Source organism: Catalinimonas alkaloidigena (assembly GCF_900100765.1).
GTDB lineage: Bacteria > Bacteroidota > Bacteroidia > Cytophagales > Flexibacteraceae > Mooreia > Mooreia alkaloidigena.
This window is the reverse complement of record NZ_FNFO01000007.1, coordinates 104,781-129,736: the sequence shown is the minus strand read 5'-3', so window position 1 is coordinate 129,736 and position 24,956 is coordinate 104,781. Positions and strand designations below refer to the sequence as shown.

The 24,956-nt window shown below is 55.4% G+C and carries 12 protein-coding genes, 1 other RNA gene and 1 pseudogene; 4 read left to right on the top strand and 10 right to left on the bottom strand.

Annotated elements, in window-relative coordinates; translation table 11 throughout:
• Positions 1-208 precede the first annotated feature (208 nt).
• The 5 genes and pseudogenes from BLR44_RS17410 to ssrA all read right to left on the bottom strand — a co-directional run bounded on the left by BLR44_RS17410 (position 209) and on the right by ssrA (position 4,316).
• Complete coding sequence (locus tag BLR44_RS17410; RefSeq protein WP_089684349.1) at positions 209-709, bottom strand: hypothetical protein; 501 nt, start codon at positions 707-709, stop codon at positions 209-211.
• Between the two features lie 172 nt (positions 710-881).
• Positions 882-1,286 carry a hypothetical protein gene (locus BLR44_RS17405; protein ID WP_089684347.1) on the bottom strand — a complete coding sequence of 135 codons (405 nt, stop codon included), beginning with the start codon at positions 1,284-1,286 and terminating at the stop codon, positions 882-884.
• A gap of 75 nt (positions 1,287-1,361) precedes the next feature.
• Positions 1,362-1,721, bottom strand: coding sequence for a hypothetical protein (locus BLR44_RS17400; RefSeq protein WP_089684345.1), 360 nt, complete (start codon positions 1,719-1,721; stop codon positions 1,362-1,364).
• A gap of 149 nt (positions 1,722-1,870) precedes the next feature.
• Positions 1,871-2,377: pseudogene (locus BLR44_RS29410) on the bottom strand (tyrosine-type recombinase/integrase); the annotation flags it as partial.
• A gap of 1,566 nt (positions 2,378-3,943) precedes the next feature.
• Positions 3,944-4,316, bottom strand: a transfer-messenger RNA (tmRNA) gene (ssrA, locus tag BLR44_RS17390).
• Positions 4,317-4,391: 75 nt separating this feature from the next.
• Here ssrA and BLR44_RS17385 point away from each other — a divergent pair.
• Positions 4,392-5,207, top strand: a complete 816-nt coding sequence (locus tag BLR44_RS17385; protein WP_089684343.1) for a DUF481 domain-containing protein — start codon at positions 4,392-4,394, stop codon at positions 5,205-5,207.
• A gap of 138 nt (positions 5,208-5,345) precedes the next feature.
• A complete protein-coding gene (locus BLR44_RS17380; protein ID WP_089684341.1) occupies positions 5,346-7,310 on the top strand; it encodes a DNA polymerase III subunit gamma/tau in 1,965 nt (654 codons plus the stop codon).
• Here BLR44_RS17380 and BLR44_RS17375 read toward each other — a convergent pair whose 3' ends face one another.
• Positions 7,311-11,309, bottom strand: coding sequence for an AAA domain-containing protein (locus BLR44_RS17375; RefSeq protein WP_089684339.1), 3,999 nt, complete (start codon positions 11,307-11,309; stop codon positions 7,311-7,313).
• Positions 11,310-11,471: 162 nt separating this feature from the next.
• On the opposite strand from BLR44_RS17375, the gene dacB reads away from it, so the two are divergent.
• Complete coding sequence (gene dacB, locus BLR44_RS17370; protein ID WP_176956092.1) at positions 11,472-12,905, top strand: D-alanyl-D-alanine carboxypeptidase/D-alanyl-D-alanine endopeptidase; 1,434 nt, start codon at positions 11,472-11,474, stop codon at positions 12,903-12,905.
• A gap of 376 nt (positions 12,906-13,281) precedes the next feature.
• On the opposite strand, the gene BLR44_RS17365 is transcribed toward dacB, so the two are convergent.
• From BLR44_RS17365 to BLR44_RS17355, 3 genes are read right to left on the bottom strand one after another with little or no spacing between them, the layout of a single operon-like run.
• Entirely contained in the window at positions 13,282-13,890 is a 609-nt protein-coding gene (locus tag BLR44_RS17365; protein WP_089684334.1) for a YceI family protein, read from the bottom strand.
• Between the two features lie 40 nt (positions 13,891-13,930).
• On the bottom strand, positions 13,931-14,650 hold the full coding sequence (locus BLR44_RS17360) for a pirin family protein (RefSeq protein WP_089684333.1): 720 nt from the start codon (positions 14,648-14,650) through the stop codon (positions 13,931-13,933).
• A 56-nt stretch (positions 14,651-14,706) separates the two neighbouring features.
• A complete protein-coding gene (locus BLR44_RS17355) occupies positions 14,707-15,162 on the bottom strand; it encodes a MarR family winged helix-turn-helix transcriptional regulator (protein ID WP_089684331.1) in 456 nt (151 codons plus the stop codon).
• A gap of 101 nt (positions 15,163-15,263) precedes the next feature.
• Here BLR44_RS17355 and BLR44_RS17350 point away from each other — a divergent pair, with 101 nt between their 5' ends.
• Positions 15,264-15,962 carry a phosphatase PAP2 family protein gene (locus tag BLR44_RS17350; protein WP_143017350.1) on the top strand — a complete coding sequence of 233 codons (699 nt, stop codon included), beginning with the start codon at positions 15,264-15,266 and terminating at the stop codon, positions 15,960-15,962.
• A 59-nt stretch (positions 15,963-16,021) separates the two neighbouring features.
• On the opposite strand, the gene BLR44_RS17345 is transcribed toward BLR44_RS17350, so the two are convergent.
• Positions 16,022-24,610, bottom strand: a complete 8,589-nt coding sequence (locus tag BLR44_RS17345) for a putative Ig domain-containing protein (protein WP_218127111.1) — start codon at positions 24,608-24,610, stop codon at positions 16,022-16,024.
• Positions 24,611-24,956 lie beyond the last annotated feature (346 nt).

Genomic DNA, 24,956 nt, shown 5'->3' with positions numbered 1-24,956 from the left:
TTGCCCACAACGATTAGTATATGGCAAGTAGGGCTGTAGAAAGCACTGAACTTTCAAGTTAGCTCCGAGCCAAATCGTTTATTTTGTTTTTAACTTATTCATTCTTAAAAGCCAAATCAACGATTTGGTGGTGTTGATAAATAGCGCTGAACTTCCAAGAACCACCGAACGCCCTATTTGCTATATACCGTGTTATCATCTTTTCATTTTAGTCACTTACAGATAAATGCAAGCGATAAACATTACTTTCATTCTCAAAAATATAATCTACCCCATCACAACAATAGAACCCCTTAGTATTTTTCACCGAAAGTTCATAGCATTTAAGAGGTTCAGTGGTTGCAAATAATAATGATACAAGTTCTTCAACCCATTCTGTTTTCCATTCGCTATCAGACAGTGAAAAGTTGTTATTCTCATCTTTTAAAGAATGTGTTGTTTGTGAATTCGACTGGAATTCATAAACCCAATTTTCAATTAATGTTTTGGTAACAAGTTCTTTTGGGGCTTCAATTTCTTTTAGCTCGTATGACTCACATATGTTCTCGAACATTTTATCCAAAATTTCATTCAAAGTTCTGTTCTCTTTATCTATAAAATGTAAGCCAAAATCATATCCATAATTGGTTTTGTCATTTATTCGAGCCATGTTGGCTAACCAACCGTTTATGTATCCAAGATTATATGTGCGTTTTTGCTCTTTGTTCATTTGATTGATGATAACGACCGAAGCGAGCTGCTGGGCCGACTTGTTGGCGTTGATCTTTCAAGTTATCAATATTGCTGCTTGGAGCAACAAGCTATCTGGCTAAAGATCAGAGGCCTTTCAGCTGCTTTTTGTTAGCCATTGTTATTTAATCTTATCATTCTCAATTAGCCGCTTACGAATACAAATACTTTTCAGACCACACCCATTCGTTATCAGTCTTACAACAGTCCACGATCTCAATTTCTATCGGAAAGAAAGAATCAATATCATTCATATATTTTGACAAATATTCTTGCAGATCATCGGCATTAAAATTATCTGCTTTTTTGCTTTGAGGCACATAGCCTAATTCTTTTCCCTTTCCGAATACCTTTAGATATTGAAATCCCCTTTCTTTAAATGTGAGGTCCAAAATTCCATATTTAATTAAAGGACCTTTGATACCATTATCGTCCGTAGATAAGACATAATTATCCGTTAATTCGTCAATTAAAGATCTTATCTTGGGTTCAATATCATTGTAATGGTCAATAGTGATCAGTTCGCCTATCGGATAGTATATGGTCCATTCTTTCATTTTCTAATAATGGCTAACGGTTTGAATAAACCGACGTTTCAATGTCGTTTATTTTGTGTTATATGCTTTTCTGTTTTATCCAATCATAAAATTCGGAACTGAATCAGGAGGAGCTAACTCCACTAACTTTTCGAAACAAAATCTCAAATTTTCAATCCACCTATTTTTCAATACTTCATTGAAGTCTATCTGTCCTTTATTCTTCTCCAGAATTGAAATCTCGTTTTCTAATCCCTTTAAATCTTCCCAGCCGGTAAACCAAACCGGGTCCGTATATCCTAATTTTGTTAATTCCTTAATTCCAAAATCCTGAAGCGATCCTATGTTCCAAAATTCCGTACTCGAATTTTGAGTCCCAAGTAAATCTCGATTTCCGACTTCAATATCCGTGTCGGCATCCTTTTGTTCGTACCAAATTGAAATACTTCTGCTCATTTTATTCTAATTGTACATAACGAGTGTATATGCGCTATGTAGCGCATACATCTCTTATAGTTTTTGTTTGGGTTTTCTTAGATAAAGCATATGATTTATGCATATATACTCTAATTTGGCGTAGCGCTTCTCATATAGTTTCAATTATTTTACCATTTCATATTATCTAGTGGACTCCGTACATCACTTAGCGACTTGGTGCTCACGTGAGCGGCCACCGCTGCGGTGTATATCTCGGTCGTCTTACTACTGCCATGCCCTAACAAGAGTTGAATATAACGTAAATCGGTGCGGGGCACCCCGTGCCTCGTTCCAACAAGTGCATTGCAAAGGAGCGGTCTGCCGCCGCGGTGGCGAAGCGTGTGCATGGTGACATTTTTTCGAATACCCACACGTTTTACTGCCTGTTTTATGACCTGTTGGATGCTTCTGGATGTATAACGCCCTCCCTTTTCTCCTTCAAACAGATAGTCGATAGGTTGATAGAGCCGATAGTACTCCCTTAATGTGTGAAGCGTCTTATCTGATAGTAACCCAATACGATCTTTATTTCCCTTCGCGGACCTGATATGGATCTGCATCTGCTGACTATCAATGTCCGCAATCTTGAGATCACGTAATTCACTTACGCGTAAGCCCGCTGAATAAGCTACCGCGGCGGCGGACCGCCATTAGCATACAACGGTGCTTTAGGTTTGTAGCGGTCCGCCGCCGCGGTAGCAAGTAAAATTTTCTTTACTTCGTCCTCATTCAACACCGTAGGTAAGGCCTTCTCTCGATGGAAGCGTTCGATAAATCGGACCGCCGATGCGGTAGAATTTGCGCTTCCCTCCTAGCACCTTTTCGAAGCAGAATTTGATGGCGTTGATAGCCACCGTGGCGCGGCTTGGTTCTGATATGATCTGCGCACTTGTCGTTCTTCGACCAAGTAGCGCAAAAACATCAAAATGTCTTTTTCAGTGAGTTCTCGGTAGTCTTGGTGATGAAAATAGGGGTCCGCCCCTGCGGTTAATGAACTCTTTAAATAAGGTTCTATAGGTTCGGATCGTACTTGGGCTGTAGCGCTGGAGGTGTAGCTTTTCCAAAAATGCTTCCGGGCATTTCCGGTAATTAGGCAGTTGCTCAGGTTTAATCCTGGACTGTCCTTTTCGAATGTTGGTGGGTAGATCCTCTACTTCCCACTTGATTTCTTTGCAGAACTGTTGCAACGCTTGGCGCACCCTCTCTGCATCAGGTAAAGTCCAAAACTGATTGGCTACATCCCAGCGAGGGTAAGGCTGCGACTTGACAAAAGCAATCAAGGGGGCATAATAGGGAAAGATCAAGCGCATCCTGCCCCCTTCACGAGAAGAATTAGTAGCAGCTTTGTTTCAGTAGCAGAGCGTTTCTTCTTGAAGACGGATAGCTTCTCTTCTTTTATCTCTTTCTCCATCAGGCGACTGCCAAAATGGTGACGAAGTGACTTTATGTTTTGACTTGTCCGGGTGATATGCCACACTCGATGCGTTGCATCCCACCGTGTCCATTGCAGGCTGCGTACAAAGCGCACATCCTGTTCTCGCTTTGGCATTCGCAAAAGGAGCTTATGGGCAAATATTCAAGTTGTACGTCTGGGGATACCGGCTCAAGAGTTGTGTAGGATTTTCCTACCTCCGGCACAGACAAAGCATCCGTTAAACTCGAGCGGTCCGCAAGAGGAAATAGTTGCGCTATCTCATTTAACGTCTTGTACGAATCTGGCAAATGCCAGCAGCCCAATACTTTGCTCCAACGGGCACCCGAGATGGTTTTAACGTTATCGACTAACTCCCAAAGAAAAGGCATGTCCAGGCGTAAACGAATATGACCTTGATGAACGATGCATGAAATGCGAATAGTAGATTTCATAGGTAGTAGCGTATATCACGCCAATAGAGGAGATATGCGCAACTACAAAGTACAAACAATAATCATTAAAACCATAATTGATATCATGGTTTTCACACCAGTAGGAGGTTTACTGATGTATCATGATTTGTACGAACCCCTAGTATAGCTAGTACAGAAAGGATTAATGAAAAAAACACCCCGCTAAGGGAGATCTCAGCGGGGTGTTTTGGTTACAAAGCTTGGCAACTAACGTAACCTATTGCAATGTAAGTAATTCATTTTAAGAGTTAGACAGGCAATTTTTGGACCCCTGAAAAACAAAAACCGCCTCTGTATCTGACAGAGGCGGCTTATTGTGGAGTCGCAGGGATTTGAACCCTGGTCCAGTCAAGGCAGTACGAGTGCCTTCTACATGCTTAGTTGCGGTTTGGGTTGTCGAGAGACCAAAGGTACCGAACGGACCTGATCAGCCTCCGTAGTCGCTGAAGTTCGCCATGCGCGTCACGACACCACGCACGCTAGTCCTGTGGTTCGATGCCTCATATACCGACGCTACAGGACCGCAACGCCGGCGAGACACTTGCATTAGCTAATTATCTTAAATTAGGCAGCAAGGGCGTAGTTAGTTTCGCCAATTATTGTTCGAACGAATTTTTTAAGGAAGACTCGCTCAACTCCCTGCATGCTTACACTCTACTCACCAAGCTGTCAATTCCAGTCGACCCCAGGGTGATCTTTTCTCCGTAAAATCGTCCGGTCCGGATAACTTCGCCGAAGAAAGAGGCGTAAAGATAACGCAATATGAGGCAAAAGAGTTTACTTCCTTCCATCTTTCCTTTTTCTCCCCTTCTCGCCCGTCTGTTTGTTGTGCTGCTGTGGCTGTTGCCCTGGGCGGGCCATGCGCAAATTCTGAACGTAGAAAAGGACCGGCTGAGCGACGACAGCACCAACATTTGGGTGGGCAGCGTAGATCTGACCTCCAACTACCGCTACCAGCAGGTAAGTGTTTTCGACCTGAAACTGGTCACCAACGTGGCTTATCTGTCGGCCCTGCACAACTACATGCTGATTTCGACAGTCAACCTGGTGCGCGTCGGCGGTACGTCGGTCATCAGTGATGCGTACCTGCACGGGCGGATCAACTTCCTGCGGAACGAGCCGCTGTCGTACGAAACGTTTGCGCAATATCAGTACGACCAGAGCCGGGGGCTGCGGCAACGGATGCTGCTGGGCGCTGGCCTGCGCTACGAGATCATCGACGAAGAGAAATTCTCGCTGGCCCTGGGGCCGGGCCTGATGGGGGAGCAGGAGCGCTGGTTGCCGCCCAACGCCGAAAACGCAACGGTGACGCAGACGGACTTCCTGAAAAGTACCAACTACGTGGCGGGGCGCTGGTCGCCGAACGACGTGCTGGGCTTCAACGCCATTGTGTATTATCAGGCGCGGTTCAACCACTTTTTTCAACCCCGGCTTAGTGGCGACGTAAACCTGACCTTGCAGGTGACGCGGGTGCTGGCCTTTAGTTCGCGCCTGGCGGGGCAGTACGACGCCACGCCCATTGTCCCCATCGAAAAGGTCAACATTCTTTTCACCAACGGCATCAAGCTGAGTTTTTGAGAGAATACCGGAACACCGGTGCCCGACGTCGGGAAACCGGAAGCAGCTTGGTGGGTTCCAGGATCGTGCCCGACCAATTGTTATCCACATTGGCCGGACTGTCTTTCCATTCCCGACCGACTTTGTTAACTTGGTCCAATGGATCAGTTTGTGGTTTCGGCCCGGAAGTACCGTCCGGGAACGTTCGATACGGTCGTGGGTCAGCAGCACGTCACGACGACTTTGAAAAATGCGATTGCGCAGCAACATCTGGCGCAGGCGTTTCTGTTTTGCGGGCCGCGTGGCGTGGGGAAAACGACCTGCGCGCGCATTCTGGCCAAGACCATCAACTGCGAAAACCTGACGGAACACGGCGAAGCCTGCAACCAGTGTAGTTCGTGTACAAGCTTTAACAACAGCAGTTCGTTCAACGTCCACGAGCTCGATGCCGCCTCGAACAACTCGGTCGAAGACATCCGGAATCTGGTGGAGCAGGTGCGCTACGCCCCGCAGGTTGGACGCTACAAGGTGTACATCATCGACGAGGTGCACATGCTGTCCAATGCGGCGTTCAACGCCTTTCTGAAAACGCTGGAAGAGCCGCCGTCGTACGCCATTTTTATCCTGGCTACGACCGAGAAACACAAGATCATCCCGACGATTCTGTCGCGCTGCCAGATTTTCGATTTCAACCGCATTCAGGTCCGCGACATTGCCAACCACCTGGCCAGCATTGCCCGGCAGGAGGACATTCCGGCCGAGTCGGAAGCGCTGCGCCTGATCGGGCAGAAGGCGGACGGCGGGCTGCGCGATGCGCTCTCGATGTTCGACCTGATCAGCACGTTTTCGCCCGACCGGAGCATTACCTACCGGCAGGTGGTCGACAACCTGCACATCCTGGATTACGATTACTACTTCCGGGTGACGGAGGCCGCTTTGCTGGGACAGATGTCGGACGCCCTGTTGCTGTTCGACGAGGTGCTGCGCAAAGGCTTCGACGGCCATCAGTTCGTGGTGGGCCTGGCTGAACACCTACGCAATCTGTTGGTCTGCAAAGACGAACAGACGCTTTCGCTGCTCGAAGTGTCCGAAGAAGTGCAGGACCGTTACCGCCAGCAGGCTCGCGCGGCGTCGGCCTCGTTCCTGATGACGGCACTTCACCTTACCAGCCAGTGCGACCAGGATTATAAAAACAGCAAGAACCAACGTCTGCACGTCGAAATTGTGCTGATGAAACTGTGCCACGTGCAGTCGGCCGTCAACCTGGTGAAGTTCGAGCGCGAAGCACCGAGCGCTCCCCACGATACGCCAAGTGCCCCTGCCGCACAACCTACCCCCGAGGCGCGGCCTTCTGCTCATGGGAACAATGGCATCGCCCCTGCTGGTGCTGCAACGCCGGCGACGCCTATACCGCCCGCCAACGGCACAGCGGCCATCCCGCCCAAACCAGTGGCGACGCCTCCCCCATCAGGAGGCCAGGGCACCTCAGCGCCACCCAAGCCCACCATTCCGGCCATACCCCGTCCGACGGTCGGCGAACCGGCAGCCACCGCACAACCCGCCGAAGTAGCTTCTGCGGCACCGACCCCGACCAAAACAACGGCACCGCCACCGCGTCCTTCCATGGCGCGCAGCACCGTGCGCCTGCCAGACCTGAACGCCCTACGCACCCAAGTGAGCCACCCCGCTGCCACAACGGCCGCGCCGGTGCAGGAAGCGGCAACGGCGCTTGCCGAAGCACCGAAGCCGATTGTGCAGGACGAACCCGTAGTGCCCGACACGCTCATGCAGGTGTTTACGAAACACGTCGAGCGGCTGAAAGAAGAGAATCCGAATTACTACGCCCTGTCGGGCCGTCCGCTGACGGTGAAAGGCACCTGCCTGCACCTGAAACTCGATCATAAGTTCCAGAGCGACACGCTGGAGCAACTCCGACCCGAATTGCTGGAATACCTCCGCCAAACGCTACGCAACCGGCAGATCACCATCCAGTCGGAGATTGCGGCTCCGCAGGAAGTGCGGAAGCAGGCCTATACGCCATCCGAACGGTTTACCGAGTGGGCACAGGAAAATCCGCTACTGAAAGAGTTCCGGCAGCGCTTCAACCTCGAAATCGATTATTAACTAAGCGCTGGTGCGCACCGCCAGCCGTTCGTCGATGTACTGACGCAGGTGGGTGACCGTTTCTTTGCGCTCAGCCCAGAAATTCCGGCTCCAGATTCGTCTAAAGTTCCAGTGCTTGGCCCGGAAGGTCTCAGGCAGGTAGACGTGTGCCTCTTTCGCCGACAGGTATTGATAGTAGAGTTCGTCGTCGGTCATGATCAGCGCACAGTAACGGTGGAAAGTTTTTACCGTCAGGTCCGCGAACGGTAATTCCATCGCCAGTGCGGCGTGCTGTTCGAGCAGTTGCCGCTTCAGAAGCCACTCGTTGCGCGTTTGTGTGTAGGGCAGCGGTTGCGGACGAAACTTCCGTTGCGATACGTCCAGCGCGTATTGCAGATACGCTTTCAGCAACTTCGGGCCGTTGTGCCGGGCGTCATCCGTCCGAAGCTCGTAGGGCCACACGCTGCTGATCACGTATTCTTTCAGGCGCGAGCGCGTCACCGCCACGTTCAGCCGATTTTCGCCCCCGTCGGCGTTCAGACTCCCGAAGTGCATCCGCAATTTCCCCTTGGCATCGGGCGCATAGCCGATCGAGAAGATGATGATGTCACGTTCGTCACCCTGCACATTTTCGATGTTTTTCACGAACAACTCTTCCGGCAACGCCAGTTCAGCCGCCTCCAACTGGTCCTGAATCAAGGCCTGTTGCGGTGCGTTGAACGTCACGATGCCAATGCTTTTTTCGCCCTTCCGCAACAAATTACCGACCAGCCGCACCACGGCGTCGGCCTCCGTTCGGTTGGTGTTATTTTCCCACTGCCCCTGTACTTTCTCGAAATGAATGCCAGGTTCTTCGCGGTTGGCCTCGTTGAAATCGGGCAACAGGCGCAGCGTCCGTTTGTAGAAATGCTGGTTGGAAAACTCAATCAGGTCGAGCGACTGGCTGCGGTAGTGTTCCATGAGTTGCAACTGCGGCAGGTACAGGTTTCCCAGGTTCAGGAGCGAATCCACTTCGGCCTCGGGCGCTTCCTCGTCTTCGTCGTCCCAGCGCACCCGGTACAGGTTGTTGGGCTGAAGCTGCTTGTCGTCTCCCAGAATCATCACCTGTTGTGCGCGGTAGAGGGCGGGCAATCCCTTCTCCGAAAAGCACTGCGACGCTTCGTCAAAAATCACCAGATCGAACATCTGTTCCATCGGAAACAGGGCCGACACCGATTCGGGCGATGCCATCCAGCACGGTACCAGGTTGAACAGTTCGTCGGAAAATTCCTGAATGAGGCGACGCACCGGCCACAACCGACGCTTTTTGGTGACCTGATGGTACAAATCGCGGTAAGTGACGCGGTTCCGCAGGCGGTTGTAGCTTACGGTCTGGTACGTGTTTTCGCGCAACCGCAACTGCAGGGTTTCCTTGCTCAGCTTCCGCTTGTTCACGATGTGCTCCTGCAACCCCCGCTCCAGTTGCTCCATCCGCTTGGAAGAAACCGACCGTAAAATGGGGTACTTCTGCTCCAAATGTTCGATCCAGGCCAGTTGCAGGCTGTTCTGAAACAGCAGCAACGCCTCGGTGCCGTACGATTCATCAGGCAATTGCTGCTCGGCCAGTCCTTTTTCTACCAGCGTCAGCACTGCCTGTTCGGTGGGGCTCAACTCTGCCCGCACGCGATCAAATTCCACCATCCACTCGAAATCCATCGCCAGGGCCTTAAGCATTGTGCCCGGCACCACCGTCCCCGTCCACAAACTTTCGATCTGCGCGTCGGTCAGTAGCCGGGACCACTCTTCGTGGAGGGCCAGCACGTACTCACAGCGCCGGACCAGTTGCACCGTATTTTCGTACATCACGTCGAACGTCACTTCTTTGAAGTCGAACAAGTGCGGATACGACGTCAGGTGCCGGAAAATGTTGGCCGCCACCACGGTCTTGTTGACGTTCTGGAAATAGCGGACCAACGCTTCTTTGTCGAATGTGTGGGCCAGCGGCGGCAACCACTCGATCTGCTGAAATTGTCGGATCAGGCGCTCGAAATTCAGGCGCTTTTGCAGGCGTTTCGAGAGCCACTGTAGGCTTTCGGGCGATAGTGACAAGCCCTCTTTTTCCAGTTGCGCGGCAATGAGCCGACGGTCCGGCGAAAAAAGACGCCACCGCATCCAGTTCCAACCCGACTCGGATTGGTGCAGCGCGTCGGTGACTTTCTCGTGTAATTCTTCCACCTCTTCGCGTGTACCACGCTCCCAAATGCCTTCGTCTTCGAAGGTCTGGTACAGCTGATCTTTCAGCGGGGAAAGCTGCTGCGGCTCGGGCGTCACGTCGAGCATGTACTGCCAGAAGCGGAACACCTCTACGTCGTTCAACAGCACCAACAGCCGGTAAATATCTTTTTTGGCCGCGGCGATGTCCAGGATTGTCGCCAGGTCCAGTGGCTGGCGCAACAGGCTCTGCGTCAGCTCATAAAACTCCTGTGCCGCATCGGGAATCGCGATGATGTGGTTGCTCAACACGTTCTGATCCTTCAGGCCCAGCTCCGCAAAACTCTGCCGTTGCAGCCAGGGATGATCCGGCCGGTTCAGACGTGGGGCATAGTCGACGTATCGCTTCAGCTTGGTCAGAAACGTGGTCAGATTCCGGAAATCGAACGCGTGGTACAGATCTTCCAGCGCGAGGGCTGGCGCGTGCGGATCGGACGTCAGGTACAATTCTTTCGCCGAGATGCCGCAAGTGTCGGTTTCGAACAACGCCTCCCGAAATTGCGTCAACTCGTCGGCGTGCTGCTCGATCTGGCGACTCGTTTCGATAAAGCTGCGCTCCAGTTGCAGCGCGTCCAGACTGTTGTTGTTGTTGCGGTATTCGTCGACCTGCTCGATCTGCTTGGCCAGTTGGGCGAACAGTTGCCGGCGGTCGTTCTTAAAATCGTGGACCAGCGCGGTAAACTCTTCCATGCCCGCGTGCTTCAGCCGCTCGTACACCACGTCGAGGGCGGCCCGTTTCTGACAAACCACCAGGACGCGTTTGCCACGCGCCGCAAAATCGGCGATCACGTTGCAGATGAGCTGCGACTTGCCGGTCCCCGGAGGACCCTGCACCACGAGCGAGCGCCCTTCTTTCACGCGCAGCAGCGCTTCCTCCTGCGCAGCGTTGATGGGCAGCACGGTGTAGGTCTGCTCCTCGCGAATGCGGCGGCTCACGTCCGGCTCTTCGTCGGCATGCAACAGTTCGGCCACGTCGGGCGTGGGGTTCAGGCTCAGCAGAAAATCGTAGTCGGGTACCAGGAACGAGTCGGCCTGCGGAAAAAGCCCCAACACCGCTTCGGACACCAGCCGCAACTGACCGGGACGGTACAGCGCTTCGTAGTCGGCGCGGCGGTAGGTCGTAAAGTCCAGAAGCTTATTTTCGAACGTTTCGCGATGAAAATTCACTTCGATGGGACTGGTCTTCAGCATCTCGTAGACCGCCGTCCGAAACGCCAGGCTGTCGGTCGGTGCTTCGTCGAAGTTCTCGCTGAAGAGCGCCTCGTCGGGCTGAATGCCGGCGTAGTGGGCGTAGGCCAGCAGAAAGCTTTGGTTGAACGTAATGGGCTCGTCGGCCAGCGACGCCAGTTTCCAGCGCTGCTTGTCGGTTCGTAGTTCTACCGGAAAAAACAGAAGCGGCGCTCGTACGGGCGTCCCGTCGGGGAAGCGCCCCTGCACAAACGGCCACCCCACGTAGAGGTCGCGCGCACCGCGCTCTTCCCGAATCATGGCCTCCGTACGGGCGATTTTCTTCAGCCGCTGGCTCAACACCGCCGTCGTGCCGTCGCGGCTATCGACCACCGGCCCGAGATCAATTGACCCGCGGCGGGCGATCAAGTGTTCGATCAGCGCAAACGAAGGCTGCTGGGCTGCCCCCTGCTGCGTGACGTAGTCAAACGCGTGCAAATCGATATCCTGCACACTGGACAGCCTGAGCAACAGCAGCGATTTGTTACTGCTGCTCAGGTTGGTCAGCCTCCGAAGATAGGTTTGCAGGATTTTTTCGTTCATAAAATATTACCGCACTTTTACAAAAATAGCCGCGAACCGAACCGGCCCAAAGGAGATTCTTTCACAATCCACATGCATCTATATTCTTTCTTCACAAAGTGCTTTTCTCTCCCCCACCACGGCTCGTCCCGAGTTGGATTTTTACTGGCTAGCCTTCTTTTCTTGTCCCTACGCGTTCAGGCTCAGTCGGTTCCGGCGCTAGACGCACTGCGCAAGGAACTGGACCAACTCGAGGCTCACCCCGCGTTACGCCACGCCGGCTGGGGCTTCGTGGTGAAACGCGTAAGCGATGGGCAGACGATCGTCTCGCGCCACGCCGAACGCGCCCTGCCGCCCGCCTCGACCCTGAAACTCGTTACCACCGGGGCAGCCCTCAGCTTACTCGGGCCCAACTACCGCTACCGCACCTTCGTGGAATGGGACGGTAATCTGGACCAGAGTGGCACGCTGTACGGCAACCTTTACATCCGCGGCACGGGCGACCCTACACTTGGTAGCGACCGTTTCGAGGGCTATCCCGACGCCGAGGCGCTCCTGCGCCAGTGGGCACAAGCCGTCGCCGACCACGGTATTAAACGCATCGAAGGTCAGGTCATTGCCGACGACCGTGCGTTCGACTCTGACATGCCCGACGGGTGGATCTGGCAAGACGTTGGAAATTACTACGGGGCACCGGCATTTGGGTTGAATTTCCGCGAAAACTTATACCACCTCTATTTTAAGCCGGGCCAACCCGGCGAGCCGGCCTCGGTGATCCGGACCGTGCCCGTGGTGCCCGGTCTCCAGTTCGATAACCGGATGCTGACGGGGGCCGTGGGCAGTGGCGACCAGGGGTACATCTACGGCGTGCCGTTTACGTCGTACCGGACGCTACGTGGCACGATTCCGGCCGGCCCAGCCGAGTTTTCTATCAAAGGATCGTTGCCCGACCCGCCGCTGCAAGCGGCCTTCGAGCTGACACAGGCGCTGGAGGAACAGGGCATTAAGGTGACCCAGGCCCCTGGCTCGGCACGCACCCAGCCGTTGCCGGAGCCAAAAGGGCGGCAGGTAATTACCACCACGCTTTCGCCGCCGCTGGGAGAGATTGTGGATCAGATCAACCTGCGCAGCCTGAACCTCTACGCCGAAGCGGTACTCAAAACACTGGGATATGCCCGCAAAGGCCTCGGCAGCACGGACACCGGCCTGAAAGAAGCCGAAGCTTTCTGGAACCGGAAGCAGCTCGACGTGGCGCACGGCTTCCAGATCTACGACGGCAGTGGTCTCTCGCCGGGCAACGGCATCACACCCGAACACATGGCCCAGCTCTGCTGCGCGATGCGCCTCGATCCGTCGTTCCCCAGTTTTTACGAATCGCTGCCGGTCGCCGGCCGGAGCGGTACGCTGAGCAGTTTGGGGCGCGGCAGTAGTATCCAGGGAAACGTGCACGCCAAAAGCGGCTCGATCAACCGTGTGCTTTGTTACGTCGGCTACGTTACCACCCGTTCCGGCGATCTGCTGGCCTTCGCGATGATGGCCAGTCACTTTGATGGCTCGTTTGGCGAAATGCGCGACCGGTGGGAACAGCTGATGATTCGCATGGCCGCCCTACCCTAATAAAAAAGGCGCCCGGTGGGGGCGCCTGCGTACGTTACATCGATTGTTAGAGACTACTTTTTAGCACCGTTGGTGGCTAATCCTTTTTTCGCTTTATCTTCTTTTTTCGGAAGATATTTACTCTCAACCTCGGCCCGACGCATCTGACGGATCATCTTTTTCATGGTAAGCTACTGTAATTGTGGTGGAATAATTGATTGTTTTACATAATACTGAAGATGATTAGGCGAATAGAGGACTTCGCCAAATGATCTCACTATGTGAACGTAAATTACCAATAATTATTTTACGTACGAACGCCGTGTAGGTTTTCATAAAAAAGGGCAGGGCGGATTCGTACGAACCCGCCCTGCCCCTGGTCTAGAATCGTTTTAGCTTAGGCTTCCGGATTGGTCACCAGGTTCAGACGAATGGTGAAATCGTCGTAAATCACCTTGTCACCCAGGCCTTCGAAGAAGCTGCCGGAACCGTAGCGGATGTCCCACTTGGTGCGGTCGATGTCAAACTCGGCAGTGGCTTTGGTCCCCTGTTTGCTCACCGAAACGGTAGCCGGAAACGTTACCGCATGGGTAATGCCCTTGATCGTCAGGTCGCCCGTAATTTCGGCCTGGTTGCCCTTGAGCGCCTTCACGTTGGTGATGACGAACGTAGCCGTGGGGTGCTTCTCGACCGAGAAGAAATCTTCAGAATTCAGGTGACCGGTCAATTTGCCATTCATCTCAGCATCCTGGATGTCTTTCACCACGATGCTGCTCATGTCGATGACGAACGATCCGCCGGTTACTTTGTTGCCGTTCACCTGCAGCGAACCGCTTTTCAGGTCGATGGTGCCGTTGTGCTGACCGGTTACTTTTTTACCGACCCATTCCAGGCTGCTTTTGTCAGTATCCACGGTTTGAGTTGTGGCCTGCGGGCCATTGCTGGCCTGTACGGTAGCGGCAACCATCAGGGCCGCAGCGAAGAAGAAAGAACTTACTTTTTTCATGAGTAGCGTAAATAAAACGAGTTATGATTGAGTGAATTAACTAGTGCATAGGAACTTCGATGAGCAACAGTTCGCTGTCTTGAGCGGCCGTGATGGTCAGTTGCTCGGTATCGGTAATGCCGGCGGCATCGCGACGCTGGAGGGTATATGCCTGTCCGTTGGCCACTTGTACGCTGCCGTCGATCAGGAATGCGTAGAGACCGTGCCCCGGACGATGGGTTTTGTATTCGACCGTAGCCCCGGCTTTCAGGGCGCCGAGGGTCAGCCACGCTTCCTGGTGGATGCGCAGTGCGTCGTCGGTTTCGTCGGGCGAAACGATGGTCAAGAGTTGGTTTTGTCGGGTTTCACGCGGGAAGCTTTTCTGGTCATACCGGGGAGCGACGTTGTCTTTCTCGGGAAAGATCCAGATCTGCAACAACCGTACCTCTTCTTGCTGAGAGGCATTCATCTCCGAGTGCGTAATGCCCGTACCGGCTGACATCACCTGCACATCGCCCGCCTTAATTATGCCGTGGGTGCCCGTGCTATCACGGTGTTCCAACGCCCCCGCCAACGGAATCGTGATGATCTCCATGTTGTCGTGAGGGTGCGTGCCGAATCCCCCACCCGGCGCCACGCGATCGTCGTTCAGGACGCGCAGCAATCCGAAGTTCATGCGGCTGGGATCGTACCAACGGTTAAAACTGAACGAATAATTAGCTTCGAGCCAGCCGTAGCGGAAGCTTCCCCGCGTATCGGCCGGAAATACTTGAATCTTCATGCAATGTTTTTACATATTATGTATGTACACATAAAGCTGCAAATTTTTTGCCTTTCCTACCCCCGCATCTTGTCCAGCAATCCGTTGAGCTGCTCTGCCTCTTCGGGCGTAATGCGGTGGGCCGTTTCCTGATCCCACTCGGCCAATTGCAGGTCGATCTTATCCAGAAGCTTCAACCCTTTGTCGCTGATCAGGATGTCGACCGCCCGGCGGTCTTTCGGACAGGTGTGCCGCACCACCAGCTCTTTGGTCACCAGCTTGTCGACGATGCGTGAGGCATTCGACATTTTGTCGAGCATGCGCTCGATGATCAGGTTGACCGTGGCGGGTTCCGGGTACTGGCCACGCAAAATCCGCAATACATTGTACTGAGGGAGCGTCAGGCCATAGGGCTTCAGCCGCTGCGCCTGGTTGTAGGTGATCTGATTGGTAGTGTACATCAGATTGACCATCAACTTCTGAAACTCGGTGCTGAAGCGCTTCTGTTGCTTTATGTCCTGTTCAATTCCCATCGTAGCACAAATATATACATTTACTTTATATGTACATACATCAAATGATCTTTTTTTAAGTTTTGTTCCTCATCCGCCCAAAATTTTTTCCTTTTGCTGCCATGAAAGATCTTTCGCGAACCGAACAGCCGAACCTTACTTCCATTTTTTACGAAAATCGCTGGTTTTTTGGGCCCTATGCGTTTGTGTTAGTCCTGGGGGCCGTGCTGATGCTCTTTTGCACCAAGCGCGATATTTTTCTGTTTGTCAACCAGCATTACCACGCCTTTTCCGATTACTTCTTCATCTACGTCACGTTTCTGGGCGACGGGCTCTTTTCCTTATTTCTGGTGTTTGTGTTGCTGTTCGTCCATTTCGGCCGCGCGCTGATGACCGGACTGGCCTTTCTGCTCAGCGGGTTGATTTCGGTCGCGCTGAAGAACCTTTTTGCGGCCCCCCGTCCGCGTGCTTACTTTGAGAAGGAGCCGGACCTGCTGCGCCTGATCGAATCGATCGATGTGCACTCGGCCCACAGTTTTCCTTCCGGCCATACCATCACAGCTTTTGCCGCCTTTAGCATTCTGGCGCTGGCCAGTAGCCAGAAATCCTGGTCGGTGGTGTGGCTGGTGATGGCCATGCTCGTGGCTTACTCGCGGATGTACCTGTCGCAGCACTTTTTCGAGGACGTATACGCCGGGTCGCTGATCGGCGTGTTGAGTAGCCTGATCGTGTATTGGCAGATCCGCCGGATGGAATTGAACGGCAAGCTTCCCTGGAGCGACCGGTCGCTGTTGCGGCTACGCTCCTCCCCTTCGTCTTAACCAGAAAAAGCCGCCCCAAGGATCGGAGCGGCTTTTCAGTTGTGTTGGTTTTATACGGTTTACAGTTTCTGGATGCGCTGGTGCTGCACCTGGTCGCCAAACTCGATGCGCAGCAGGTAAACACCTGTGGCCTGCGATTCGAGGTTGATTTCCCAGTTGCCGCTTTCCACCTGTACCTGCTGTAGGATCACACCCGTGGTCGAGATGACCGTCAGCTTGCCCTGCGTCGGCGTGCTTCCGTCAAAGGCCACCTGGAAGCGGCCCCGGCTCGGATTCGGGTACACACTCGTGGCCGTCGGCATCGCCGTTTCAGCAGCGGCGGTGGTCACACGGCTTTGCTCTTCGGCCGGAGCCGTAGCGCTTGACACGGTGTTGGTCACTGCCGAAGCGGGCGCATGCTGGGCCACTTTGGCGGCCGGACTGCCACAGTTGGTAGCGCCTTCGCCGTAACCACTCGGCGTCTGGTTGCTTGCCGTGATGTAGATCTTATCCAGCAGCGTGCCGTCTTCCCGGTACGCAATCTCCAGGGTGTTGTTACCGGCGTTCAGTCCGGCCGAGCCTACCGAGCGCCACACGAAGTTGGCATTGGTCGACAGGTTCAGGAGCGTCCAGCGGCCCCCGTTCAGGCGGGCGTAGAAGGAGTTGGACGAACTCCGTGGTGCTTTCACCCGGATGAAGAAGTTGTACTCCTTGGCTTCAGACACCTGGAAGTTGAAGGTCAGGAGGTCGCTGTCGCGCGACGGTACCCAAAACCAGCTGTTCAGGCCTTCTTTCGCCGCAGCGTATTTCCCGTTGGAAGCGCCGTTGTCGTTCGACACACGCCAGTTGCTGCCCATTTGAGCACACTCGGCTTCCAGCCAGACATCGGTCGTTTGCGGACGCTCCGGCTGCACCACCACCACTTCTACCTGATCGGTCGCGGTCGCGCCTCGGTTGTCGGTCACGACCAGCGTAATCTGGTGCGTACCCACGCCCAATTGTACCGTAGCGGTTATGCCGGTGGCAATCTCCACTCCGTCTTTCTGCCAGGAGTATCTGACGATTTCGCCGTCGGCATCGCGCGAGCCTGAGCCGTTCAGTACGGCGGTCTCCAGTCCGTTGAAGTCTTCGTCATTGAGACGCATGCTCATGCCGGCTTCGGCAACCGGTGCTTCGTTCGGCACCACCACGCAGTTGGAGGCGTCGTCGCCCAGTCCTGTGGGCTGCTGCCCTTCGTTGCTCAGGTAAAGCTTATCGAGCAACGTACCCGCTTCGCGGTAAGCAAAGTCGATGGTGTTTTTGCCCTGATGCAGGTCGAACGGTCCGTCGACTACCTCACGCCAGGCGAAGCCGCCGTTGGTGTTGAGGCCTTCCCACCATTTGATCCAGGAGCCGCCGTTGATGCGTACCCAGAACGAGTTGGACGCGTCGTTCGGTGCCGACACCCGTGCAAACAGGTGATAAGCGCCAGCGTTCTCCATGTCGATTTCGAAGCGCAAACGGTTCGCGGCTACGTCGGCCGGAGGCTGCGCCAGCGTGTTGAATCCATCTTTGATGGACGCGTACGTGCCGTTCGAGGCGTTGCGGTCAGTGCCGATCACCCAGTTGCCGCCTACGGCAGTGGCGCACTCGGCTTCCAGCCACAGGGCTGTCGGCACAGTTATCGCTTCGGCGATCACTTCCACCCCGGCCAATGTCGGACGGTTGCGGGAAGCGACCATGCGCAGATCGAGGACACCATCCGTTACGTTGATGTGCTGGAACGTCCGCACCACCGCATCGGTCGAAGGATTGGCCTGACGGGCGAGGTACATGTCCAGGTCGTTCTCTACCAGGTTGTTCTCCAGGTAGATGTCGAACACGCGCTGGTCGGCGCGGGCGGCATCGCCTGCATGGCCGAACCACAGCTCAGCGTGGTGCGTGCGGACCGTATAACGTCCGTTGGCAACTGGAATGGCGTACGTCAGCGTTCCGTTATCCTGTGCCGACACCCGCTCGGTCTGGTAGAGCGCCGGGGCGTTGATGTTGGTATTGCTGTACGTCGAGCTGCTGCTCGTCACGAACGAAGTAGACGCATCGGCCGTGAACTCCATGCCTTCCCAGAGCAGATCCGGACCACCGGCATTGAGGCGCACGGCAAAGGCACTGCTAACCGGCACAAACCGTGCGGTGATGGTCAGGTCTTTGGTCACGGCCAGCACCAACGGGTTGCTGTTGCCGCTGGCATCGCCGCTCCACCCTGCAAAGACATACCCTTCGGCAGCGGTCGCTTGCAGGGTTACCTCGGCGCCTTCCTCGTAGCTGCCGCTCTGCGGTGTCACGGTGCCCTCGCCTTCGGTCAGGAGGGTTACGTTGTAGACCGGCTTGGCCACCACCGTAATTTTCACTTCGTCTGTGTCGCTGATTCCCTCGGCGTTCGTGGCCGTCAGGGTAATCAGGTGTTCGCCCAGGGTCAGCGTCACGGTCGGGTTAACACCCGTCGCGATTTCCGTTCCGTTTTCGCTCCAGCTGTACGTCAGGCTGTCGCCGTACGAGCCTTCGCCCTGCAACGTCACCGCTTCGGCACCGCTGTGGTCGGCATCCAGCACCGTGCGGTCGTCGCCCGCGTTGGCCACTACCGCCACATCGGTCACCACCCACTGGAACGTGGCGCTTGCCGTTTCGTTAGCACTGCTGGTAACCGTTACGGTAACTGCATAGGTCGCGTGCTTCGTCAGCGCGCCGTTGATCAGCCCCGTCTGTGCGTCCAGCGTCAGGCCTTCCGGCAGGTTCGTGGCGGCGTAGGTTTTCTGTCCCTGTCCGGTCACACTTACTACTTCCAGGTTCTCGAATGCAGTAAACAATTCGTCTTCCCGGTCGCCCAGGGCCGTCAGGGTAAGCGGCGCATCCACCCGAATGGTGAACGTCGAGGTCAGTACCATGCCGTTGACGTCAGTCGCTTTTACGGTCAGGGTATTTTCCGGAGCGGCATCGAGCGGCGCAGTCCCGCGGAACCCGCCGGTTTGTCCGTCGAAGCGCAGCCATGTCGGCAGTTGCTCCACGCTGTAGGTCAGCTTGTTGCCGGGATATCCCTTGTCGAAGTAGCGGGCTACGTTGTAGCGGAACTCGCTCTTGGCTTTCACCACCGTATCCGGGATGGCCTGCACCGACGGGTCGGTAGCCGGTTTGATGTTGGTCAGGTAAACCACGTTGTCCTGCCAGTCACAGTTGCCGGAACCAATGTCGCAGCCGGAACCGATGTAGTCCTGGATGGCGATGTAGTGATACGGAATGACCTTGCCGTCACGGTCGATCACTTTGTAGACGCGTACGCCCAGCAGTTCTTTTGCTGCGTAGCCATTGCCGGCCGAGCGGTAGCTGCCGCCGGTGTTGTAGCCCGCAATGCTGATGCGGAACGGTTGCGAAATGGAGCTGGCCATGTCGCCCGCGATCTCACTGCCGTAGTTGCTCTTTGGCAACAGCGTCTGCCACGTGCCGTCGTATGTGAACGAAAAGCCTCCGATGGTCGAGTTGCTGTTGGCGTAGATCAGCTTGGTGGTTACCGATCCCTGCTCCTGCATCGACGCCAGCTGCAAGCCGCGAACGGGCTGGCTCGGGTCGGCCTGCACGAAGTACTTCGACAGCACCAGGTCGCCATGAACGCCCGCGTCTACATCGGCCGCCACCGGATAATCGGACGACGGGTGCAACACGCCGTTGAGCGACGATTGGAAACCAAATGCATAGAATACATCCTGTACCGGCACCTCGTTGAAACCGCTGGTACGCACCATGTAGGCCCCGCGCAGCGTCGCTTCCAGCGACTTGCTGTTATCGGCATTGGAAACGAGGCTTACCTTTTCGGTATAGAGGCCTTTGGCGCCTTTGCCTTCGACGAAGCGGAACGTGAGGTCCGTATACTGGCCGGTCTGTACCGTGAGCGGGAACATCTTGCTCGTTACGTCGGTGCCGTTGACGGCCACCAGTTTGAACCGGTTCTGGTCGGTAATCTGCACGGAGCTGATCACCAACGGTGCCGTTCCAGTGTTGTGCACCCGCATAACGTTCTGGTCACGTACGTTAGTGTACATGCCCTGCTCGTTCACCGGATCGTTGATGCGGTGGAACGTGTAGTAGTCGTTGGCCGGGAAACCGGTGTTGGTACCTGGAACTTTGGTCATGTTCTCGATGGCGATCATCGCCCCGGAAGCCGCTTCTACTTTAAAGGTGAACGTCTGCGTTCCCACTTTGCCGGCGTTGTCTTGCGCACGCGCGGTCAGGGTATAGCTACCCGGCTGGTTGAACGTCACCGGCGTGGTGTACGCCGTAAAGTCGGTACCGTTAAGGCTGTAGGCGAGGGAAGCGATGCCCTTGCCGCTGAAATCCGTTGCTTCCAGCTTCACCTCTACGCTACCCCGGTACACGTCAGGTGCACTGGTGGTCCCTGAGAATATGGCCGCAATCGACGGTACTTTCAGGCTGTTGAGCGGCGCAATGCGCACGTAGTTGGGCTTGGTGTTGCTGCTGGCGCTGCCGCCGGTCAGAACCAGAAGCCCGTTGGTCACTTCTACGTCGGCGCTACCTTCGCCAATATGGCCGGTTTTGGCCGCTACGCTGGCTGCCTCGTCGAACGACACGACCAACACGCCGTTGGCGTAGACCGTATGCTTGCTGTTGTTATCCCCGGAAGGATCGCCGACGCTTACGTTCACGCGGTAGCTTCCGTTGGGCAGTTCGATTACCCAGTCGCGGTGCGGGTACTGGTCGGGCGAAGGATGGCGCATGTGCGTCAGCGTGTTGACCAACAGACTAGCGCTGGCCACGCCACGATTCCGAGCCGCGGCTTCGTTCGAGGCCGGTGTTGTAGTACCGGCCGTTACCCAGCCGTAATACAGCGATCCGTCGCCCTGATACGCGCCTTGGCGCACCCCCAAGGGGGCTCCGTTGTCGCGCAGGTATCCTTCGGGCACTTGCGTAGTGGCGGCATCCTGGAAGTTGATCTGGTACGCCCAAGTCAGTTCCTGCGTCACGGTCAGGTTCACCAGCAGCGTATCGGCCGTAAAGCCGGGTGCCGAGGCAACAACCTGTCCGGTGTACTGGCCTGAGGCCAATCCGGCGACATCTACCCCCAGAGGCATGGCGCTACCCAACGTAACTGTGCCGGGCAGGGTAATCCAGTTCTCGGAGGCGGTGAGCGTCACGTCACTGGCATTGACCGAGCCTGAGAAGGCTGCCAACGTCATCGATTTCGCCTCTGCGGTACCGTTCAGTTTGGCTTCGAACGAGAGCGACTGCGGCGTGAAGACCAGTTGAGGCTCTTCCGCAGGGGCCACGTTGGCTTTCAGAAGCGTCAACCGGGCGACACCGTCGTTGCTGCGGTCGTATTCCGATACGTAAAGGTTACCGGTATTCGGATCTTCGACCAGTTCGAGCGGATCGTCCAGACCGGTTAAGCCCGGTACGTTCAGGTACGAGTTGGCGATGTCGTAAGTCGTGCCGTTGGGCTGCAGCAGAATCAGGTCGCTGCCGTTGCTGAAACGACACACCACCAGCATGCCCTTCAGCTTTCCGCCGAAGGCATCGCTTTTGTATTCGATCACCCCGTTGGGCGATTTGTTCACGTTAAAATCGAACGCCGGCTCGCGGTAGTTCGCGTCAGGTCCCAACGTGGTCGGATAGTTTGCCACGTCCGTGTGCGTTGCGGTCTGGCCGGGTACGTTGCTGTAGGCAGCACCGCCGTGGTTCAGCACAAACTCACCCCGGTACGGGTTCGGATGGCCGTAGTAGCCACCTTGTACGATCCGGAACAGCCAGTCTTTCTGCACTTCGTTGCCCGTAGCGGCAGGCACCATCGGAAAATCGGTATGGTTGTAGAACGTGCCGTCCGGACGACGTACGCCACGACCCGTCGGGTCTTGCGAAACGTAGTTGGCAGAAGCCGGTGCATTGCTCCCCCCCGCGGTACCGTTGGCCGGGACATAAAGCTGGCCGTTGCTGTGCCATACCAGATCGTAGGCGTTGCGCACGCCCGAACCGAAAATGGTCAGCGGCGCGTCCTGCGAATACGGGTTGTAGGTACCGTCCGACAGGGTCAGGCCAGTAGCCGGCGCATCGTTGATCGCGCGGATGTTGTTCGTCGTGCGTACGTCCAGCGGCAGGTTGGCCGGTAGTTTGTCCAGATCCAACCGCAGTACGGCCCCCGCCAACAGACGTTCGGGCTTTTTCCAGTTGTTGTCGACTTCACCGGCGGCGCTGTTACTGCCCTGGTTGAAGTAGAGCACGTTGTTCTCGCCGGGTTTGAAGGCGATGCTGTTGGTCAGGTGGTCCTTGCGCGAACGCGGCAGGTGGATCACCAGATCTTGCACCTGATTCAGGTTTGGGCCGCTCAGGCGGGTAATCTTCCCATCCCAGTTCAGCGAATCGCTACTAACGATCTCGAAGTTGATGAGCTTGCTGTGCGTGATGTACGCAATCAGGTTGCTGGCCGTCGAGCGCGGGTCGAACGCCAGACCGATGATGGCCCGGCTCTCGGTTCCCTGGAAATCCAGACGGCTTCCGGTCAGCGTGGGGCGCAGTTCCTCGTAGTTGGTCAGCGAACCGTCGGGCTGAATGTTCCAGCGTTTGATCGATCCCATCAGCGTACTGCCGTACAGTTTGCCGTCCGGACCGATCAACAGCGACGTAAAGCGGTCGAGCAGTTCGTTGCCGCCAAAGTCGGTCACACGCGTAAACGAGACGCCTGCCAGATCGACCGGCGGCGTAATTTCATCGCTCCCGGTGGTAAACTCGGCGCTATACGGCAGAAACGAAACCTGCTCGCCGGCGTCGTTAACGGCTTTTACACCATCGGTCACCACAAACCGGTAGCGGGTGTTGGTTTGCAGCGGCGCGCTCGGATTAAAGTTCAGCGCATCGCCCCCCCCTGTATCGTTCACGTCACCCGCCACTTGAGTAGCTGCCGCGCCATTCAGGCGGTACAGTTGCACCGTTGCGGCCGTTGCCGTCGAAGAGATCAGGCGATAGCCCGTCGGGAAGTAGAGGTTGTTGGCCGAGATGGTCAGGTCCCGAATGTCTACGTTCGTGGCCCCGTTGGTCGGGGTAGAAGAGATCACGTACGGACGCTCTACGGCCTTCGACGTAATGTTGAAGTCAGCGAAGCGAAAGCGCACGGTCGTTGCTGCCGCTTCACGGCGCTTGCTGGCGTAAACCCCACCCAGGGTCACCGGCTTTCCGTCGATCACCAGGCCATCCAACAGACCGGCACCGACCGGCAGCTCACCCAGTCTCACCTCTGTGCCTGCATCGAGGGTATAGTACCCGACAAATTTGTCGCCCTCAACGGCGAGCCGCAGCGTGACCGTCCGGTTGGCAAGCGACCCCAACGAATTGGTTTTGATGGCATCGGTCCGCTCGGAGATGCCGTTCACTTCGACGCGCATCTCCACGACGCCTTTGTTCACCACAACCAGGCGCACAAAGTTGTCTTCATTTTTTCCCAGCCATACGCCAGCTTGCTCGGCGTTGCTGCTGTTGTCTTCGTAGGGGTTGACCACACGGGTAGTCAGCTCGAAATCGTCGGCACCGGCCGTGAAGGCCACACCCAGGGCGTTGATCTGCGAGTTTACTTCGGTGCTGGTTTCGTTGGTTACGTACGCCAGACCTTTGTCTGCCTCGATTACCAGATTTCCGGCTTCGAAACTCAGACGGCCCGGCTCGTAGCCCGGCACATCAGGGTTGCTGATCGGCCCATCGGCTGCTAAACGAGCCGACGGCGCATCCACCAGCGTGAAGCCCGTCTGTGACAATCCACCTTCTGTACCGTCAAACGCCAGCGAGAACGGCAGGGGCTTGATCAGTTCGTCGCAGGCCAACGGACTCAGCGGGGTGCAACCCGCATTGGCAGCCACCGGCAGCACTTCTACGTAAGTCAGCTTGGTATTTTTCCCGCCCCCGGCATAGTCGAGGGTAAGTTTTCCGTCTACCACTTCGACTTGTCCGATTCCTGTCGTGAAGCGGGTTGCAGCACCCGATCCACCGGAGGGAGCAAAGTTGTCGATCAGCGTGATGCCTTCGGCATTGATGCGGTGGATCTCCGGAGTAGAACTGACGTTCCCGTCTCCCACGGCGACAGTGACCTGGTAAGTGCCGTTCGGCAAAGCCAGTTCCCAGTAGCCCGTAGGCGGCGTCGAAGGATGATCCATGTGAATCAGCGTAGCCAGTCGCGCGTCGGACGTGTTGGTCCGGCGGCGTCCCTGTCCTTCCAGGGAAACGGGGGCTCCCGTCGTGGTGCTGATCCAGCCGTAGGTATAGCCGTTCCCACGATCGCCGTAGGCCTGGCCGAAATCGGGCAGGTAGCCCGTTACCGAGGCGTTGGCCGCATCGCCGAAGTTGATCCGAATCTCTTCGGTAGCTTCTGCGGCAGCGGCGGTGCTAGTGCTGTTGATCCAGAACGGATAGGCAGCGCCTCCCGAGCCCCCTGTGGGACTGGCAAGGCCGCTGTTGTGCTGGCTGGTGAAAGGAAAGGCGGTGGGCACCGTGTTGGGCGCATTTGCCAACACGGCCGAACTGACAAACATCCACCCCGCGAACAGGATGAACATCCACCAGTTCCACCGCGAGATCACATAAGGCATGGCCTCCTGGCGTGTGCGGGGCAGCCCTTGTATTTCTCGTGCAAACGAAATGGACATGGCTCTCTTCATGAGTAAAAAAACGATAGGCTAACAGTGGTTAAATTCAAAATAAAGTCTATATAGTTATATTCTATAGGACGCATAAGTTCAACTGCAGGCATACGCTTGGCTCCTTTTCCAACCTGCTGGAAAAGAGGTCTTAACAACTTGAGAGGGAGGTGGTTAGCACGGTTTACACGCTATTGCAAGGGGTAAGCCGCGTAAAAGTTAGGGCTGCGATCCATCGTGTCGTACTACACTTCAACGCAAAAGACCCGAAAAGAACTATTTGAACTAATTATATTACAAATATTGCAAATCCCTTTTTCTCTTCCAAGAAATCGCAGTATAAATGTTGTTATAA